General features: G+C 62.3%; 9 protein-coding genes. 4 read left to right on the top strand and 5 right to left on the bottom strand.

Annotated elements, in window-relative coordinates; all coding sequences use genetic code 11:
• Window positions 1–19 precede the first annotated feature (19 nt).
• Genes WS95_RS14935 through WS95_RS14955 form a run of 5 tightly spaced genes read right to left on the bottom strand, consistent with a single transcriptional unit; the run spans window position 20 to window position 12,080 of the window.
• Window positions 20–937: a UDP-3-O-acyl N-acetylglycosamine deacetylase gene (locus WS95_RS14935; RefSeq protein ID WP_059824450.1), complete on the bottom strand. Its 918-nt coding sequence runs from the start codon at window positions 935–937 to the stop codon at window positions 20–22.
• A complete protein-coding gene (locus WS95_RS14940; protein WP_059824452.1) occupies window positions 934–8,565 on the bottom strand; it encodes a type I polyketide synthase in 7,632 nt (2,543 codons plus the stop codon). The genes WS95_RS14935 and WS95_RS14940 overlap by 4 nt, the downstream gene beginning before the upstream one ends.
• 3 nt (window positions 8,566–8,568) lie before the next feature.
• Window positions 8,569–10,092, bottom strand: coding sequence for an LTA synthase family protein (locus WS95_RS14945; protein ID WP_059824454.1), 1,524 nt, complete (start codon window positions 10,090–10,092; stop codon window positions 8,569–8,571).
• A 1-nt stretch (window position 10,093) separates the two neighbouring features.
• On the bottom strand, window positions 10,094–10,879 hold the full coding sequence (locus WS95_RS14950; RefSeq protein WP_059824455.1) for an SDR family NAD(P)-dependent oxidoreductase: 786 nt from the start codon (window positions 10,877–10,879) through the stop codon (window positions 10,094–10,096).
• Window positions 10,872–12,080, bottom strand: a complete 1,209-nt coding sequence (locus WS95_RS14955; RefSeq protein ID WP_059824457.1) for a capsule biosynthesis protein — start codon at window positions 12,078–12,080, stop codon at window positions 10,872–10,874. The genes WS95_RS14950 and WS95_RS14955 overlap by 8 nt, the downstream gene beginning before the upstream one ends.
• A gap of 620 nt (window positions 12,081–12,700) precedes the next feature.
• On the opposite strand from WS95_RS14955, the gene WS95_RS14960 reads away from it, so the two are divergent.
• The 4 genes from WS95_RS14960 (at window position 12,701) to WS95_RS14970 (ending at window position 20,498) form a co-directional block, all read left to right on the top strand.
• Window positions 12,701–13,867: a hypothetical protein gene (locus WS95_RS14960; RefSeq protein ID WP_059824458.1), complete on the top strand. Its 1,167-nt coding sequence runs from the start codon at window positions 12,701–12,703 to the stop codon at window positions 13,865–13,867.
• A 4-nt stretch (window positions 13,868–13,871) separates the two neighbouring features.
• A complete protein-coding gene (locus tag WS95_RS14965; protein ID WP_059824460.1) occupies window positions 13,872–14,672 on the top strand; it encodes an ABC transporter permease in 801 nt (266 codons plus the stop codon).
• The gene (locus WS95_RS33410) at window positions 14,672–15,340 is read left to right on the top strand and encodes an ABC transporter ATP-binding protein (RefSeq protein WP_082720305.1); all 669 of its coding nucleotides are present in this window, start codon (window positions 14,672–14,674) and stop codon (window positions 15,338–15,340) included. Before WS95_RS14965 ends, WS95_RS33410 begins: the two co-directional genes overlap by 1 nt.
• Before the next feature lie 157 nt (window positions 15,341–15,497).
• Complete coding sequence (locus WS95_RS14970; protein ID WP_059824462.1) at window positions 15,498–20,498, top strand: glycosyltransferase; 5,001 nt, start codon at window positions 15,498–15,500, stop codon at window positions 20,496–20,498.
• Window positions 20,499–20,640: the final 142 nt, after the last annotated feature.

A 20,640-nucleotide genomic window follows, 5' to 3' on the forward strand; every position in this document is an offset into this window, starting at 1 on the left:
ATTTTTAAAAGGCGTGGTGTCACGCGTCGGAAAAGTCGGCCCACTGCCACGCATCGGGCGTGGCCAGCAACGCATCGACCAGCCGGAAATTCATCTCGTGGCTCGGCCGCAGCGCGCTCACGCGCGCGAGCAGCGGCGCACCGGCCAGCGCGAGATCGCCGATCAGGTCGAGCACGCGATGCCGGACGAACTCCTCCGGCAGCCGCATCCCGCCCAGCACGCGATTGCCGACGATCGACGCGGTGCACGACGGCCGCGCGCCGCGCAGGATCGGCACGCCGCGCAGATAGCCGGCGACGATCGCCGGCACGGCCCACTTCACGCGCCCGTACGAGCGCGACGGCGCGATGTCGGTCGCGAATGCGGCCGGCGTCAGCGCGCCGTCCCAATGCATGTCGCCGAAGCCGCGCAGGTCGTTGCGCACGCTCAGTTCGTAGCGCGGCGCGGGCTCGAGTCGCATTTCGCGCCGCTGGTCGCCACCGCCGTCCGTGACGACGACCGGCCGCAATACGCGGATGAAGCGCTTCGGCGCATCGAGCGCAACGCGGCCGCACGCGCGGATCGCGTCCACCCATGGCGTTGCGCTGCCGTCGAGAATCGGCACCTCTTCCGCGTCGAGCTCGACGATCGCATGATCGATTTCGCAGGCGAGCAGCGATGCAAGCAGGTGCTCGACCGTACGCACGCCGATGCCGTCGGCGTTGCGCAGCATCGTGCAGAGCGGCTGCGCACGGCGCAGCGCGGGATCGACGGGCAGCGTCGCAAGCGTGCGCCCGTGCTCGACCCGACGAAACACGATGCCCGTCACGCCGTCTGCCGGACGCGCGGGCAGAATCCGCACGGCGACCCGGCGGCCCGTGTGCAACCCGTGCCCGTCGATCGTCAGCGGGCGCGCCAGCGTGCCCTGCCGCGTCGCCCAACCGGTCGGCGCGCTCACCGCGCCACCTCGAGCGACGGCTGGCCGGCAACCGGCGCCGGCCGCGTATCGAGCATCGCGCGCGCTTCGCCGTCGATCGCATGCTTCGCGGCGAGCGCCGCGACGGCCTCTTGCGCGGCATCGGTCGCCGACACGGCATCGACGCCGGTATCGGCCGACGCGCCGATCGAATCGACGATGCGCGCAGCCAGCGTCGTCACCGACGCGCCTTCGGCGATCGCCATCACCGACAGCTTGACCTCGAACGCTTCCTCGACCGCGAGGCCGAGCTCCATCCCCATCAGCGAATCCATGCCCATGTCGAGCACCGACTTGTCGAGCGCGATGCGATCGGGCGTCATGTGCAGAATCCGCGCGATCTGCGCCTGCAGCGTCCGCGCGACCAGCGCGACCGCTTCGTCGCGCGGCAGCGCGAGCACCTCTTCGCGCAGCTGCGTGCCGCCGTCGCGCGCATCGCCGCCCTTCGCCTGCGATTGCAGCAGCGCATACCGGCGCGCCTTCGCGGCCGGCATCCCGCGTGCGACCGCGTGCCAGTCGAGCCGCACCACCGCTTCGCCGGCCGCGCCCGCGGTCAGCACGCGCTCGAGCGCGGCCATCGCTTCGTCGGACGTGATCGACGCGCCGCCGATCCGCGATTGCAACGCTTCGCGCGTATCGGCGTGGCGTGCGAGGAAGCCGACGTCCTCGAGCGGCCCCCAGGCCATGAACGTACCGGGCAAGCCTGCCGCACGACGATGTTCGACCAGCGCCTCGAGGAAGGTGTTGGCCGCGACGTAGTTCGATTGCCCCGGATTGCCGAGATAGGTCGTCGCCGACGAATAGACGACGAACAGGTCGAGCGGCAGCCCGCGCGTCGCGCGATGCAGGTTCCATGCGCCGGCCACCTTCGGCGCGAGCACTGCGGCCATCCGCGCATCGTCGAGATTGCGCACGAGGCCGTCGTCGATCGACATCGCGGAATGCAGCACGCCCCTCAGCGGAAGGCCGTGCCGGACGATCGCGGCGATCATCGCGTCGACCGCCGCGGCATCGGTCACGTCGCACGACACGACGTCGACGGTGACGCCGAGCGTATCGCGCCAGCGCGCGACCTCGTCGCGCGCCGCCGCAGCGAGTTCGCCGGAGCGGCTCGCCAGCGTCAGCCGGCGTGCGCCGTGCTCGACCATCCAGCGCGCGCTCGCGAAGCCCAGGCCGCCCGTGCCGCCGACCACCAGGTATGCGCCGTGCGGATCGAGCGCGAACGACTCCGCTCGAGCGACACCGCGCGTCGGCGCGGGCGTGCCGGACGGATAGGTCACGAGCACCTTGCCGATCTGGCGCGCCTGCTGCATGTAGCGGAACGCATCCTCGGCCCGCTCGGCCGGGAACGCGCGATACGGCAACGGATGCAGCACGCCTGCCGAGAACAGCGCCATCACTTCGCCGAACAGTCGCGCGGTCAGCGCCGGCAACGCGCCCATCAACTGGTCGGCGTCGATGCCGAAATAGCTGATGTTGTTGCGGAACGGCCGCAGGCCGATATGACTGTTTTCGTAGAAATCGCGCTTGCCGAGTTCGAGGAAGCGGCCGAACGGACGCAACGTATCGATGCTGCGCACCATCGCCTCGCCGGCGAGCGAATTCAGCACGATGTCGATGCCCTCGCCGCCCGTCATCGCGCGAATCTCGTCCGCGAAGGCCAGGCTGCGCGAATCGAGCACGTGATCGACGCCGAGCAGGCGCACGAACTCGCGTTTCTCGTCGCTGCCGGCCGTCGCGAACACTTCCGCGCCGAAGTGGCGCGCCAACTGGATCGCGGCGATCCCGACGCCGCCCGCGCCGCCATGCACGAGCACGCGCTCGCCGCGACGCAGCCGTGCGAGTTCAACCAGTGCGTAGTACGCGGTGAAGAACGTGGTCGGCACGGTCGCCGCTTCCTCGAACGACAGGCGTTCGGGTTTCGGCGCGATGGCCTGCGCGCGCGTCCGCACGCGCGTCGCGAACGATGCCGGCGCGAAGCCGAGCACCGCGTCGCCCGGCGCGAATTCCGTCACCGCGCGGCCCACCCGGACGACGCGGCCGGACAGTTCCATGCCGATCGTCGCGCCCGCGAAGCCGGTCTCGACCGCCTCATCGGACAGGAGCCCCATCGCATACATCACGTCGCGGAAATTCAGGCCGGTGGCAACCGGCTCGATTTCCACCTCGTCGTCGCCCAGCGCGCGTTCCGGCAACGCGAACCATTCGAGATTGCGCAGCGAGCCCGGTGCGTCGAACGCGAGCACCGACGCGTGCGCCATCGCGCCGTCGCTGCGCGCCGCGGCCTGCGCGGCCGTCAGCATGCGCGGCACCAGCCGCCCGTGTGCGCTCAGTACGACTTCTTCCTCGACCGCCGCGCCGGTCAGCTCGCGAATCAGCGCATCGGGAATCCCGTCCGCCGTGCGATCGACGTCGATCAGCCGGCACGCGAGTTCGGGATGCTCGTTCGCCAGCACGCGACCGAGGCCCCACAGCGTCGCCTGTTCCGGATGCGCGTTCGCGGCACCGGCGAACGGCGCGCCGCCGCGCGTGACGACGGTCAGTCGCGTGGCCGCGTCCGGCTGCGCGCCGAGCGCGCGCACGAGCGCGGCCAGCGCGATCACGCCGTGACGCAGCGCGGCCATCAGGCCGTCTCCCGTCGTCGTATCGGCGAGCGGCGTCTCCGGCGCGCAGAACACGACATGCGCCGGCTGCCCGACCGGCAACGACGCGATCGCGTCGGCCGCATGCGTGACGTCGACGATATCGGTCGGATAGCCCGCGTGCGCGAGCGCATCGGCCAGTCGCCCGCCGAAACCGCCGGCCGCATCCGGCGCGTGCATCACGAGCCATCGTTCGCTGCGGGCAAGCGTATCGAAATCGCTCGCGTCGCTGCCGCATCGCGCAGCCAAGGTGCTCGCCGGGTTGCGCGCGATGACGAACGTCGGCGTGCCATCCAGATCGAGCCCCTGCTCGACATGCCGCACGACGTCGACGTAGCCCGCGCGCGCCAGCGCCGCTTCGAGATCCGCCGGCGCCAGCGGCGTGGGCGCATCGGCCTCCGTCGCCGCCGCCTGCGCGGCGAACACGATGTCGGAGAAGCGGCCGCGACGCGACTCCGCCAGCAGCAGCAAGCCGCCCGGCGCCAGCCACGACCGCATCGCATTCAGTGCATCGGCCGGATCGTGACGACCGCTCAACGCGCGGTTCGCGACGATCAGGTCATAAGGCCCGGCATCGTCGGCGGACAGCGACAAGCGTTCGCCCGGCTGCAACGCCACCGTGCGCACCGTCGCTTGCGCATCCGTATCGAATCCGGCCAGTTGCCCGGCCGTCGCGGCGATCGTGTGATCGCAGCGCGCGGCGGCGAGATGCATGCCGAGCGTCTGCAATACGTCGCCGTCCGTCGCACCGAGTTCGAGCACGCGCAGCCGGCGCGTCGGCTGCCACGCGTCGACCGCCTGCTCGACGCCGGCCGCCAGCAGCGCATGCACGTGCTGCCAGGTCGGCGATGCGGCAAGCAGTTGCTCGACCAGACTGTGCCCGGTCGGCGACAGCCAGCGAGCATCGTCCTTCGTGCCGCTCAGCACGTCGGGCAGCGCCGCGCCGCAATGCGCAAGCAACGTCAGTTCGGCCACGTGCCCCGGCGATTCGGCCAGCAGCCCGCGCCACAGATCGTCGAGCGGCGGCAGCGCCGCGCACGCCGCATCGTCGCGCACCAGGCGCGCGCCGTCACGCGCGGCAAGACCATCCTCGACGAGCATGTCGGCCAGGCGTGCAGCGAACGCCGCCCGCTCCGGAGCGGGCTGCCACGTGCCGGCGAACACGCCGAGCGCATCGAACGCGCGGAGCACGTACAGGCTTGCCAGCACGTCGAGCAGCGGCAGGATTTCGGTCAAATGCTGCGTCCGGCGACCGTCGAGCCCGGCGGCATCGACGCGCGCGACGGCTTGCGCGAGCAGCGCGTCGGGCGCCGGCAATCCGGCCGCGTCGACGTCGTTCGGCAACGGCATCTCTTCGAGGCGGTAGACGAAACGCGAAGGCAGGTTCTGGCGACGGCCGACGAGGTCCACGCGCCGGAACCGGCATGCGCCGAGCCGCGCCACGATCGCGCCTTGCGCGTCGAGGAATTCGAAATGCGCGACGATCGAATGCGGGCTACGCCGCTCGATCCGCGCGAGCACGCGGGCGACCGTGTCGCCGCGCAGATAATCGACCCGGCCGATCTGCACCGGCACGTAAGCCGGATGCTCGCCGTCGCGCGCATGCGCGGCAAGCAGCGCGAACAGCGGATGAAACCCGCTGTCCATCAGCGCCGGATGCAGCAGATAGGCGGACAGCGCCCGCGCATCGCCGCACGCGGCCGGCGCGGCGACGTCGGCCAGCGCGGCGTCCTCGGCCGCGGCAACCCGCACGGTCCGGACCCAGCGGAACGCCGGCCCGTAGCCGAGGCCGATCGCCGCGGTATTCGCATACAGCGTGTCGCCGTCGGCGGCCGGCAGCGCAAGCAGGCGCTCGAGCGTCTCGGCCGGCACGATGCTCGCGGCGCCGAGCGCGTTGCCGCTTTCGAGCATCCGCCCCGTCACGTTCAGCGCCCATGCGCCGTCGGACATCCGGTCGCGCGTCTCGATCGTAAACGTCGCGGTGCGCGGCTCGATCACGAGCCGGAACAGCTTCGCCTGCTGCGGCTGGAACACGACCGGCGTGCGGATCTCGACGTTTTCGAGCGCCGCATCCGGCGTGTCGAAGAAGGTGCGCGCCGCGGCGAGCGCCATTTCCACGTAGCCGGCGCCCGGGAACGCCACGCCGCCGTCGACGACGTGATCGGCCAGCATCGGCAGCTTCGCCGGATCGAGCTGGTTTTCCCAACCGAATGCGTGTTCGTGCAGGCGATAGCCGAGCAGCGGATGCTCGCGGCGACGATCGACGAGACCGTAGCCTTCGACGGTCGGCGTGAGCCAGAAGCGGTCGCGCTGCCACGGATAGGACGGCAATGCCGCACGCGACGCGCCGGGCGCGAAGCGGTCGGGATCGACGCCCGCGCCGTGCGCGATCGCCGCGAGAATCGCTTGCCGCAGCGTCGCCGCGCTGCCGTGATCGCGCTTGAGCGTCGGCAGCGCCACGCCGGTCACGCCGGCCGCCGTCAACGCCTGCTTCACGTACGTGCGCAGGATCGAATGCGGCGAGACTTCGATGAACAGCCGGACGCCCTGCTCGATCAAGTGCGCGATGCCGTCGCCGAAGCGCACCGGCTCGCGGATGTTGCGCCACCAGTAGCGCGCATCCAGTTCGTTGCCGGCCAACGGGCCGCCGGTCACCGTCGACACGAATGCGCCGTTGCCCGGTTGCGGCCGCACGCCGGCCAGTTCGGCCAGCACCACCGGCTCGATGCGATCCATGTGGCTACTGTGGAACGCATAGTCGAGATCGAGCATCTGGAAGAACTTGCCGCTGCCGCGCAGCGCCGCTTCCAGCGCCTGCAAGCCCTGCAGCTCGCCTGCGAGCGTGACCGCATCGGGGCTGTTGACGCCGGCCACCTCGACCCGGCGCGCCAGCCCGTGGCGCGCGATCAGCTCGCGCGCCGCCGCCTCGCCGATGCCGACGGCTGCCATCCGGCCGCTGCCGCGCGTCATCGCCTGCGCGCGACTGCGGATCTTGATCACGCGCACCGCGTCGGCAAGCGACAGCGCGCCCGTCACCCACGCCGCGGCGATTTCACCGACGCTATGGCCGATCGCCGCGTCGTAACGCATGCCGCGTGCGTCGATCACGCGGATCATCCCGACCTGGATCGCGAACAGCAGCGGCTGCGCGTTCTCCGTCGCGGCGAGCCATTCGGCGCCCGCGCCGGCCAGCCATTCCGCGCTCGAGCCGCCGCGCATCACGTCGACGAGCGACGGGCTACCGTCCTCGCACCACAGCGCGTCGACTTCGTCGAGCGCCGCACGGAAAACCGCGTTCTCAGCATAAAGTTCGTTGCCCATCCCGACCCACTGGCAACCGTTGCCCGAGAACACGAGCGCGGTGCGCAACGCGTCGGCGGGCGCCTGACCGGTTGCGACGCAGGCCGGCAGCCCTTCCTGCGCCGGGTGCGCGAGCGCCGCAAGCGCCGCACGGCCTTCCGTCACGTCGGCAGGCGCGACGATCGCGCGATGTTCGAACCATTGACGTCGACGCGCGGCCGCGCCGGCGAGCGCCTGCCAGTCGGCGCCGTCGTCGAGCATGGCCAGATAGCGGCCTGCGAGCGCCGCGAGCGCATTCGCGCTGCGCGCCGTCAGCACGAGCGGCGACGGTTGCGCTGGAATCGGCTGGGGCGCTGCCGTCGACACGTCGTTTGCGACCGGCGCCTCGGTCAGCACGACGTGGGCGTTCGTTCCGCCGAAACCGAACGAGTTGACGCCGATCGTCAGCGGCGCGCCGCCCGCGTCGAGCGGCATGTAGCGATCGACGACACGCAGACGCCCGCCGTCGAAATCGATCCCGGGATTGGGCGTGACGAAGTGCAGCGAGCGCGGCACCGCGCGATGCTTCAGGCACAGCACGGCCTTCAGCAGGCCGGCCATGCCGGATGCCGTTTCGAGGTGGCCGATGTTGGTCTTCACCGAGCCGATCAGCAGCGGACGGTCCGCCGGGCGCTCGCCCGACACGACGTCGATCAGCGCGCGCGCTTCGATCGGATCGCCGACCGCCGTACCGGTGCCGTGCGCCTCGAGATAAGCGAGCGACTGCGGATCGATGCCGGCGCGTGCATACACGCTGCGCAGCAGCGCTGCCTGCGCGGCCGCGCCCGGCACGCTGATCCCGCCCGGCGAGTGGCCGACCGAGTTCACGCCGGAGCCGGCGATCACTGCATGGACCGTGTCGCCGTCCGCCAGCGCACGATCAAGCGGCTTGAGCAGCACGACCGCACCGCCTTCCGAGCGCACGTAGCCGTCGCCGGTCGCGTCGAATGCGCGGCAACGGCCGCGCGGCGACAGCATCGACGCCTTGGAGAAGCTGACGAAGCCGAACGGGTGCAGCAGCAGGTTGACGCCGCCGGCGAGCGCCACGTCGGCTTCGCCGGACTGCAGCGCCTTGACGGCCTGATGAAGGGCGACGAGCGACGACGAGCAGGCCGTGTCGACCGTCATGCTCGGGCCGTGCAGGTCGAACAGATAGGACACGCGGTTCGACGCGATGCTCAGCGTATTGCCGGTCGCCGAATACGGATCGATCACGTTCAGATCGTCCATGTTGCGGTTGCCGTAATCCATGCTGGCCGCGCCGACAAAAACGCCGCAGTTGCTGCCGCGCATGTCGGACGGGCGCACGCCGGCGTCCTCGAACGCTTCCCATGCGAGTTCGAGCAGCAGGCGCTGCTGAGGGTCCATCTGGGCCGCTTCGCGCGGGGAAATGCCGAAGAACGCGGCGTCGAAGCCGGCGACGTTGTCGAGCACGCCGGCCGCGAACGTGTAGCTCTTGCCCGGTTCGCGTTTGGACGGGTGCTGGTAGAAATCGGTACCGAAGCGGTCGGCGGGGATTTCGGTTACTGCGTCGCGTTCGTCGCGCAGCAGTTGCCAGAAGTCGCCAAGATTGTTTGCGCCCCCGGGAAACCGACAAGCCACCCCAATTATTGCAATCTTACTGTTCATCTTTTATGTCGCTTTCTCGGATGCGTGCGGTTCTTCCGCGCGATTTCCGTCATCTTGTACCACATGCAGCAGTGCAACCCCAAGCTCTTCGGCTGCCAAATTCCGGCATTCTGGAGTATCTGCGCCGTAATTTCGCCAAATGAAGTAGTCGCTGGTTTGTGGAGAAACGCCCAGCTTTTCGAATACGCGAGGTAACGCGGGAACGTGATCGCCGTAAAAGCAAACGACCGTTTCACGATCGCTGGCGCGTAAATGATCGAGCAAGCGGCCGATCATTGCGTCGGCGTTTTCAATGTGTCTCAGATAGGCAGTCAGATCGCGCCAGGATGCGCCCTCGCCCAAAGTATGCCGTGAAGAGGATTCTCCAGGCAAAACCTCCTCGAGATGCAGCGGGCCGTGGTTTTCCATCGTCATCGCGAAGATGAAGCGCGGCGCGCTTCGAGGTTCGTCCAGTACATCGATGACAGTATCCAGCACGGCCGAATCCGCTATATAGGGGCCGGCTCGGGGCGAATCGGAAAAATATTCGATATCCAGAAATTTGCCGAAACCGAGCAACGGAAAAGCCCTGTTCCTTCCGAAGAAGTCTGCATAGTACGGATGAACCGCGACAGTCTTGTAACCGCCGCGCTGAAACCAGGTTGCGATCGTTGCGCACGTGCGCCGCACGAAAGCGTACGGGTAGAAACGAGCGTAGCCGAGACGCGCAGGCGCCAGTCCGCTCAGCATCGCAAACTCCGTACGCATCGTATTCGCTCCCCAGGCCGGCACGAACAGTTCGCCGTGGTAGCTGGATTCCCGACGCGCGATGTCCAAATGACGGTAGTTCGCGGGATCGATCTCCGCGCCAAGGCGCCGCGCGTCGAAATACGACTCGCTCTGAATCACGATCACGTCAGGTCCCGCGGGCGGCGCGCCCGATGCGAACGGACCCGTCCGGGCAGCTTGTTCGAACGCGCGCAGCGTCGCGGGACGCAGGCCATTCAGCAGATATGCGACGAATACTGCGAAAAATCCATGCCGCTGCTGGTCCGCGCCGGCGTCCAGCGTAAGCGGCAAGCGTGCTGCCAGCCAATAGCTCGCGACCGCGGACGCCACGAGGAGCGTCGTCACCAGCCAGAGCGCCCCGTCGAACGGTCGCTCAGCAAAGAAGCCGCTCAGCAGCGCCGCGACGCCAATCACGATTCCGATTACCTTGCCGACACTCAGGAACGGCAGGTACAAGCGGGGATGCGCGAACAACTGGCTGAACAGACTCAAATCCGTAAAAACAAATGGTTCGCGCAGCGACTCGTACTTTGCATTGCTCACAGTGACCAACAGGCCGACGAGTGCCACTGCAATGCAGATCGAAAATACGAGGCGTCTCGTCACGATCAGCATCGCACCAGTCAGAAACAAAAGTGCAACCGCATGCAGCATTAGGGCAACGCCGGAACGGTGCCGCATGCGTGGCAACGCCAAGGCATCCAGCACGAACGACGCGCCAAGCGCGATCGGTAGCGTGAGCAACATGCCGACGCTCAAGCTAGCGCTCCCGCCGAGGTAAGTAGGACAGTCCGCCGAGTATCGCGTCACCGAATCGCGCCGGTAGCAGCGTCAACAGGCGCATACCGAGCGCGAGCAATCCCGGAAACGCAATCTCGGCCCGCCGCGCCGCCAGCTTGCGGCGAATGTAGCCAGCGGCTTTGTCCGCCGACCACATGAACGGCTTGTCCCCCGGGAATACATCACTCATCGCAGTCTTGACGAAGCCGGGCAAAACGATCGCGAGGTGTATGCCGTCGCGCGCCAGCAACGGGCGCACCGAATCGCCGTACGCCTTGAGTGCCGCCTTGCTCGCGCAATACGCCGGTGAAATCGCCATCCCGCGCAGCGCAGCGATGGAGCTCACCAACGCAATCTGGCCGCTGCACCGCGCTCGCATGCGCGCAATCACCGGCAGTACCGCGTGCATCGCCCCATAGAAGTTGGTATCGACGACGGCGGCCATACGACCAAGCTCTTCCCAGTCGTAAGCTGACTCAAGCGTACTTGCAATCCCGGCGTTGGCGATCAGCAAATCTATCGAATATGTGTCGTCAAACCGCCAAATCCATGCCTGCATCGCCGTTGCGTCTCGCACGTCGACTTGTGCGGTCACCACCTGGGCGCCAAGCGCGCGGCACGCATCAGCGCAGGCATCAAGCCGTCGCACATCCCGACCAACCAGCCCCAACACCACACCGGGCGCGGCGTAGGCGGTCGCGAGCGCGCGTCCGATGCCTGCGCTTGCGCCGGTAATGACAATGTGGCGAGGGGTAGTGCTAGTCATGCGGCGCCTCAAGCCGTGACACAGCACCACGAATCGCCCGCTCGATCCCCGTACGGGTATAGAAGTCGCCGTTGATTTGGGTATGGTGAATAACGTAGTCGAGAAACGCTTGGTAAAGCTCACGATCAGGTTCAAATTCAGCTTTCCAAAAATCATCAAGACTGCCTTGCCATGTCAGTCCCTGCATATCGTAGATCGCATGCCCGAGAGCAATTAGCGGCCGTCTATGATGAAGGGCTGACAACCCAACCGTACTGTTCACGACGATTACGCCGCGCGCATACTCGAGCAAGGTCGGCAAGTGCCCCGCGTCGATGAAGGTAACGCGGTCGGCGACCCCCAATTCCTGCGCGAGCAGCAGCACATGACGCCGATGATCGATTAGCCCCGTATCTAACGGATGATTCTTGACCACGAGACGGACGTTGGAGTCGGCATGGGCAGCGAATGACCGTAGTACTTGATCGACCGCCGGCCGGGTGCCGCCAAATGGGGAATGCACAACAAGTTGAGCATCCGAATTGAGTTGCAGGGGGAACAAAAAGTAGCCGTCAGTTGCGCGAAGCAATTGATCCGTTACCCGGCCTGCATCACGCTCGAATCCACGCTGCGCAAGTGCGCGCCAGGCGAGCCCGACATACTCTACGAACCCGTTATGTGGCCGATGACTGCGATAGTGCGGAAATCGACGTGAAAATAGCGTATTGGCGCCGCGATAGGCGATATCGTGAAAAGCTCGCTCGCGAAGGTTATAGCCGGTCGGTGCGGCAGGCGGACTTGCTGGCGTCTCCTTGCGTCGGTCACGATACCAGTCCGGATCCCGGGGTAGCAGGGAGCGTCCATTGACGCCATGGCGCTCCAGCGTCAGCCAGTGCGGTCGCACATAGCCCTCTTCGAAGACATGTACGCGCATGCCCGCCTTCTGTGCTATCGCGTGCGCGGGTACATGAACCTCGCGACAGTCGCCGAACATCAGTACATCGGTGAAGTCACCTCGTCCGATTACGTCCGAATACCATGCCGGCAGTTCGCCAAGGCGCCCCTCATAATTCACGGCATGGCGGGCAGCCCCCCCGTATAGAAGATCTCCTCCACAAAAATTGACCTTCTGTACTGCATGGCCGCGCGTGCGCAAAGCCTCGGCCAGCTTGGAAAAAAAAGGGGAGGCCGTACCCTGAAGCGCAAGATATGAGCGACGCATGAAAGAATGTTGCGAGCGGTGCGGATACACAGAAACCGAGACGCTTTCGTCCCTCACAGCATCCACACTATATATATGAACCGGACGTGGAAATCACACGGGCGCCACCGCCAGCCATTATCGCATTCGGCAGCACCAAAAACATTAGCGCGAACAAAATCGTGAGCCGAAACAGAAATGCAGTGACGCACGTCACGTAACGTCGCTATAATACGCGCCCCTCGTTGCCCCCTCCTCGCATACCGCCATCGAGCGTGGCCCGATCCGACTACGCCACCGACCAGCGCGTATACGCCATCAGATCCCCCGCTGCAACCGCCTGAATCTGGCCCGCAAAATCACCAAGCCGCTTGCAAGCCTTACCACTCACATTCGAAAAAATTACACAAATGACATTGTTGAGTCAGGTGCGAAAAACCACACTTAGATAGCGCAAAATTACGGTGCTGGCTATAATCACTCGCCCGAATTTCGGTGTGAACGTCGCCTGCCAGAGGTGCAGCGACACGAACGCTGGGTCGCGAAGCAACCCACTACGCATACCTTGCGCTGGTGGCGCATGCCCTTGACGGTGGACGCGAGCGGCGCCCCCGGCATCCCAAGATCTTTGGCAATTGAGTTTGGACAAGACGTTGAAAACGCTATCGGAAAAGTATTCGGCGTCGTCGCTAGGCGGCAACGATAAGGGTGTAGTGGCACGGCTCAAACGAATCAACACGTTGTTTGCAGTTACCGTTCTGGCCCCGACCATCATCGCCACGGCCTACTACGGCCTGATCGCGTCGGACATCTATGTTTCCGAATCTCGGTTTGTTGTCCGCAGCCCGCAGCGCCAAAGCCAGACAAGCCTTCTCAGTTCTCTGCTACAAGGTACTGGCGCGGCCCGCGCGCAAGACGACACATACTCTGTAGTCGACTACATTCGGTCCCGCGACGCACTGCGCGAGCTGAATCGGGATAACTATATTCTTGACGCCTACAGCCAGCACGGCGACGTAGTCAGTCGCTTTTCACGTTATTTCGACGACAGTTTCGAAGCGCTGTGGCGCTACTACGGCAAACGAATTGTCTCCGTCGATCTGGATTCGACGTCGGCAATCACGACCCTACAGGTACGTTCGTATACCGCAAGTGACGCGCAAAAGATCAATGAAGACCTGATTGCGATGAGCGAGCGCCTCGTCAACCGCATGAATCAGCGTGCGGCAGCAGATACGGTCAGATTTGCACAACAACAAGTAGACTCTGCAACGACAAAAGCGAAAGACGCGGCCGCAACCGTAGCAGCCTATCGCAATTCTTTTTCCGTGTTCGACCCGGAACGCCAGTCCGCTTTGCAGTTGCAGCAAATCACCGGTTTGCAGAATCAGTTGCTTACGGCGCAAAACCAACTCATCCAGCTTCAGTCAATCGCTCCGCAGAACCCACAGATTCCTGTGCTGAAGACGAATATTCAGACACTCGAAAAGCAAATCGCGAATACAACCGTTGGTGTCGCCGGAAGTAAAGATTCCCTTTCCGCGAAGGCCGCCAATTACGCACGTCTGCAACTTGATGCTCAATTTGCCGATCGCCAACTGGATGCGGCAATGACCGCTCTTCAAAACGCACGAGTGGAAGCAAGCCGCAAGCAGCTGTATCTTGAACGTCTCGTCGAACCCAACAGGCCCGATGTCGCGATCGAACCTAAACGTATCCGCGGCATTGTTACTGTGTTTGTGCTTGGCATTGTAGCTTGGGCCTCGCTCAGCCTGCTGATTGCAAGCGTGCGCGAACATCAACACTGACGTCATGTCGTCTCCTCGGCCATATCCTTCGCTGCTTACCTCGCTCAAAATCCAGATGCGAGTAGTTTTCGCGCTAACCATGCGTGAAATTATTACGCGCTACGGTCGGCACAATATTGGTTTCGCATGGCTGTTTGCAGAACCAATGTTGTTCACGGTCGGTATCGCGGCACTTTGGAACCTGCTACACGAGACGGGACAGGGACACGAGATCAACGTGACAGCGTTCGCGGTCACAAGCTACTCCACGGTTCTGGTCTGGCGTAACACAATTGGGCGATGCACGCTGGCTGTCGAGCCCAATGCGGCCTTGCTGTTCCATCGCAATGTTCGCGTTATCGACCTGTTTTTTGCGCGCATCACACTTGAGATTGTCGGCACAACGCTATCGATGCTGGTGCTGACCAGCACACTGATCGCGATAGGAATAATCGACCCGCCCGCCGATGTCCTGAACATGGCAGCCGGCTGGGTGTTGTTATGCTGGTATTCGGCCGCGCTTGGCCTGCTGATCGGCGGACTGTGCGAATACAGCGAACTTGTCGAAAGACTCTGGCACCCGATTTCCTACTTCCAACTTCCTGTATCCGGCGCCTTCGTTATGGCGAGTTGGCTTCCCCCCAACCTGCGTGACATCGCAATGTTGTTTCCTGCGCCGAACTGCGTGGAATTATTTCGCTACGGTTACTTCGGCTCACAGATCACGCCATACTACGACGTTCCCTATACGATCACGGTCTGTGCTTTCCTAACGTGGATCGGACTTGCGGTTGTGAGAGACGTGTCGACGAGAGTGGAACACTGATGTTAAATCTTCAAGACGTGTCGAAGCACTACAGCACACGCAACGGCAGACGGTTAATTCTCGACCATATCAATCTCACAATCGAGCCGTCCGAACGCATCGGCATTCTAGGACGCAACGGCGCGGGCAAATCGACACTCGTTCGCCTGATCAGCGGCTCCGAATTACCGACTTCGGGTACTATCGAGCGAGCAATGAGCGTATCTTGGCCGCTCGCCTTTTCAGGCGGATTCCAAGGAAGCCTGACCGGTCTCGATAATCTGCGGTTCGCCTGTCGAGTCTACGGTGCATCCTACGAGGCCGCCCTACCTTTTGTGGAAAACTTCACCGAACTGGGAATGTATCTGCGAGAGCCGGTGAAAAAATATTCAAGCGGTATGCTTGCGCGACTTGCGTTCGCGATGTCAATGGCGATCGAATTCGACTGCTTTCTGATCGATGAGGTTATCGCAGTCGGTGACGCAAGTTTTCGCGACAAATGCCATCAGGAACTATTTGAAAAACGCCGCGATCGAGCGATGATTATGGTGTCGCATGATCCTCATATTATTCGTGAACACTGCACGCGTGCATGTGTACTTGAGAAAGGGGTCCTGCGCGAGTTCCTGGATGTAGACTCAGCATTTGATTTCTATCACGAAATCACGGGTCAACCTATTCACTCGTAAGTTTGACCCACTTTCTTTCGTCGAACATGTGCCGCATCGTCCATGCACTCGACACGGCAACGGGTAGGCTAACATTTCACTTGTCGCCGTTGTGCGTTAGACAACGCCCTGAGCAACACTATCGCAAATCCGATCACGCACGCATTGGAGCCCTACCGTGATTTTCAAGAAGCGCAAAACTGACGCCACCACAGAATCAGATCGGGCGTCGCAAGCCGACAACGTCAACGTAGTGGCATATGACGTTACTACCGAAGGGTTTCGATCATCCTCGGCAATAATCCGCGAGAACGATCCAGCTGTTGATGAGCTCGTACGTGACCTGATAGAGGATGCGAAGCGGCGTGTGCACACGGGCGCCATCAAGGAGTTGTGCGAAGAATATTTGAAGCATGAGAGCTATCGGATTGCGCGGCGAATTCTCGATCTCGCGAAAAACGCATTTCCTAATGACGCGAGCGTGCATGAACTCTTGGCACGCGCGTGTCACTTCCTTGGTGATCACCCCGCAGAAGCAGACGCTTGGCATCATGCCGCTGAATTGACCAATCGGATCGAATTCAAGGTCTGCGAAGCGCACGCCCGGATGCGTACCAGCGATTTCACAACAGCTGAGACGATTCTCCAGGCAGCCTCCAGCGACGGCATCACTCGCTTCGATGTCGCCGCTGGCCTTGCGGAATGCGCATACCGGCGCCACGATCTAATGCGCGCTTTCGAGTACTGGACGCGTGCGGCGGAACTCGATCCTGAAGATTTGAATGCCTCACTGCAGCGAACCAATGTCCTGATCGAAATGGGAGACTTGCGTACAGCCGAGGCCATTATCGACGACGCGCAGGAGAGGTGGCCGGGCTCGGCGCTCGTTGCGGAAACAAAGGCACGCGTTCTGAAGAGCCGTGCCGATTATCCTGCGGCGCTCGAGTTCAGCCAGCTTGCTGTCGTCATGGATTCGTCACCCAATCTGCATTTGACCCATGCAAGTGTCTTGCTGGCACTCGGTCGCGCAGATGACGCGTGTCAAACGCTACGACAGGCGCTCGTACGGCAGCCTCGAGATACGAGTGTGCTTGCCATGCTCGCTGAATGCGAAGAGGCCGCTGGTCGCCGTTCGATAGCATTGGCAACCTGGCGCGGCTTGCTGCACTTTCAACCGGATTTTGTTCGAGCGCACATTGAGACGGCCAGGTTGGAAAATGTCGGGCGTTCTGCACAGGATTACCGCGATGCATTGCTGAAGATTGCTGGACGCTATCCGCTGGCAGCAGAGCCTCTTGTAGCAGTGGCCGATATTGCACGCGACGCTCGTCAACAAACAGAAGTCGCGTCGCTTTGGAATCGAATCCTGACTATCGCACCTGGTCGTAAAGAATTCTGGCTACGGTGTGCAGCAGCCCTGCGCGAGTGTGACAAACTCGACGACGCAGAAAAAATGGTGTGGAATGCTCTCGAACGTTTCCCAGAGGATCGTGATCTTCTAGAGGACGCGCTCGACCTAAGTACCGGCCTGGAACATCAGGGCCGAGCGATTGAAGCCGGTAGGCGTCTGACTTCACTGCTGCGCCGCACCCATAGCGATGAGCCGGGATCACCCGATATGGCCAATCCCCTGTTCAACGCATATACGCGCCTGACTTGGTTGCATTTCAACGTTTGGGATTTTAAGAATTCCCGTGCGGTATGCGAAGAAATCGCGGAAATCTGGCCGAATTGCGCGTTCTATCTTGAACTGCGCGCGATGATGTCGATCCGGGAGCGTAACTGGCAAGATGCGCTCGACTCGGCACGTACCTACAATTACCTGTTCCCGCACTATCCGCGTGGCATTGAACTCGAGTACGAAGCGCTGCTTGGCGCTCGGGAATTCAATGCTGCAGCAGAGTTGCTTACTCGCGAAGACCTCGCGATGCGTTTTCCCGAATGGACTAGCCGATTCGCAGCCTGGCGCGACGCGGTTCGCTCCATTCGTCCGCCTGAACAGCCTACTGATACCCGTCTTGTGCTAGACGTCACAAGCCTCGCCACCGTTGTTGCGGCATCTGCCGCGCCTGGCGGGATCGAGCGAACGATCGTCGAAGTCGTACTGGAATTGTTCGAAAGCTGGAAGGGCAACCTTGTACTCGTGAACTGGAAAACGATCGCCGTCGAAGTCGACCAAGCGGATTTCACGTCGGCTATCTTCCCATCGAGCTTCGGCGAAGCATCACAGCAAAAAGTCAATCCGTTCGTCCAACGTACGCTCACGAATGGAGAGAAAGCGTTCGAATCGAGCCCGTACGACATCGTCGTCATTCTCGGCTCGGCTTGGCACTACGATGCAAATAACGCGATTCTCAACGAATACAAGCGAGCTGGATCGCGTGTCGCAATATACATCCACGATCTGTTGCAGTTGTACTATCCAACGCTCGTCAGCGAAAAATGGGCGGCCATTTTCCGCTACTGGATCGGACCTGCGCTCGACCAAGCTGATCTGGTGATGGTCAACTCGAACCACTCCGGACGAGAAATTCAGCAGTTTTGCGCCGAAACCGGCCGCCAGCCGATCGAAGCCATCAAGGTCGAACTCGGTGACGATTATCGTTGCCTGCCTCGGAAACAACGTGTCGACGAGGCAAAAGTCGCGTCCGTTCTTCGCCTTGCGAAAAGCTCCGGCTACGTCATGTTCGTGTCAGCACTTGGCAAACGCAAGAATCACGGGTTCCTCGTCCGTGCGTGGGACAGACTGCGCAAGATGAGCGGTGAGGATTGTCCGACGCTCGTGTTCGTCGGCTCGCCGGGCGATGGCATGACCGCAATCGAGGCAGAACTTCGCGCCACGCAATATGCCGGTGGCAAGGTTGTCCTATTGCACAATGTCGATGATGCGAGTCTGGACAAGCTCTACGAGAATTGCTTGTTCACCGTGTTTCCAAGTCTGTGCGAAGGCTGGGGGTTACCGATTGCTGAAGCCTTGTCTCACGGGAAAGTTTGCCTCGCATCAGCGACGACATCCATGCCGGAAGTCGGCGGCGACTGCGCGGACTATTTCCAGCCAACCGACGAGGACGCATTCATTGCCCTGGCAACCCAATATGTCTACGATCAGCCAAAGCGCAGGGAGCGCGAAGCGTACGTCCGAGAGCACTATCAGCGTCGCAAATGGAGCGCCACGACAGAGCATATCGTCTCCCTAGTCGATGCGCGCCTGCTCGCATCGGGCGGCAAGCCGGTCCTGCCAATTCCGAGAACAACGCAAATTGCAGGCGTCATTCAGGTATGCGCGAGCTACGGAAAGCAATGCGGTATCGCTAGCTATACATCCCACGTCGCAGCCGCAATGCGAGGACAAGGTCGGGATACCGTGATCGTCCGCGGGGTCGACGAATGTGAACCGTATCTGGCGACGGGTCGTTATGGCTATGTATTCGTGCAGCATGAATACGGGTTGTATGATTCCTTCAATCCGTCTCTTGCCGGACCGGATACGACCGGAGAATTGATCGAGCGACTCGAAGACTACTCGGAGCGTTACCCGAACGTGAGCTCAGCTGTCGTGATGCACACGATCGACATGAACAAGCCCGATCTACGTGAGCGCAGTCAAATGCTGTTTAACTCTACGATTCCTGTCGTTACTCTAAGCAGTGCCGCTGCACGCAATACCCGTGCAATATTCGTTGAGCACGGCATTCATGTGACGTCACCGATCGCTCCAGTTGAAGCCTCCGCACGTGCCAACGGAAATGCTCTAACCGTATCGTCCTTCGGATTCCTGTCCCCTCATAAACGTATCGATCGGATTCTCCAGGCGTGCGTCGAGTCGAATAGTCGTCTTGTCGCCAACTTCGCATGTGATTCCGCCGAGCGGGCACAGCGAGCTCGAGAACTGGTCGCGAGCATGGGCGTTGCCGGCAAGGTCACTTTTGACTTCCAAACCGACGAGGAAATTCTCGCAACGTTGCGCTCGGGCGATGTCGTGTATTTCCCGCAAGGTCCGATTTCTTATTGGGCGACTACCGGCTCCGCTCGTGTGGCAATGACGGCCGATCGGCCAGTCGTCACCTCCCCGGAAGATCAGTTCGAGGACATGGCCGCCGGCGTTATTTTTGCGACCGATGCCGATTTGCCGACCGTTCTTCGCAGATTGTCGAACCCAACCTACTACGCACAAGTTCTGGGCCGGTTAAGGGCGTTTCGTGACGAAAACACGATCGATGCAGTCTATCGCGACGCGTTGGCTGTGTTGAATTCCGAAAATCGTGCTGCGCGCATTCCGAGTGCCCGGTCCGCAATCATCGTGTCGGATCTACTCGCGCTTCCGGCACGCACGGCCGTAAAGACGCTCTATACTTCTCAATTCGATCGACAACCCACATCAAACGAACTCGAATCGTTCGAAGCTACCGAAGGTGGCTCCGTTGATACTCGACTGGCAGCGATTTTTGATGCTGCTTGCAATGCTCTCACGCAGGGGCGCCCGCTGGATCTGGCCGTTGATCCATGTCATGCTGATCTGCTCGCAAATTCCGAGCTCTCCGCTATAGACGGCAACCGACTCGTCAGTGCACTTTCGCTATTGTTGCTCGACCAAACTGACTTCATCGACATGGCCATGTTGGCCATCGCCAAGCGTCGTCCGTCCGATTCCGAACGCGCGGAACTGGATGCGATGCCCGCCGACGATATCGCTGCACGAATGTCCGTTCTGCGTGCAATCGTACACATTGCAAATAAGGTACGCGCGACACGCAGCGCAATCGGTGACTTGCAGGCCCACCTATACCTCCAAGCACCGGTTCCCGGTCAAATTCAGCATTCGCGACGCCGTTATCATCTATCGGAATTGTGTGTGTATCCTGCTATCTACCGTGCGATTGCGGTTTATCGCACGCTCTTCAAGCGCGATCCGTCACTCGAGGAGCATCTTGCGCTATCGTCGGTAGATTCATACGAGGCTATCGACAGAATCAGCCAATTGGCAGCCACCACCGATGCAGTTCATTTGATCGACAATATCCCCGATCGCGCCGGCTGGTTGATGACAATGCAACGCGTACAGTCGGTGCTCGAAGAAATTAGCGATACACAGGCTGATGAGATGACCGGTGAGAATCTCTGTTCGCTCGAGAAGCGACGGTTGTCACGTGCATTCCCCAGCTTTTTGCTGCTCACCTGAAACCTCATCGTGCGCGCGAATCTATCGCGCGCACGATGTTGGTCACGGTCAATTCAATCCTGGACGCGGAAGATTCTCTACGTCCGGACGACAATATCCCCGCGAACCGGCCATGTTGCGCCGTTTTGCTACCACCGGTGTC

Origin of the sequence: Burkholderia sp. MSMB1826 (assembly GCF_001526325.1) — a bacterium.
Lineage (GTDB): Bacteria > Pseudomonadota > Gammaproteobacteria > Burkholderiales > Burkholderiaceae > Burkholderia.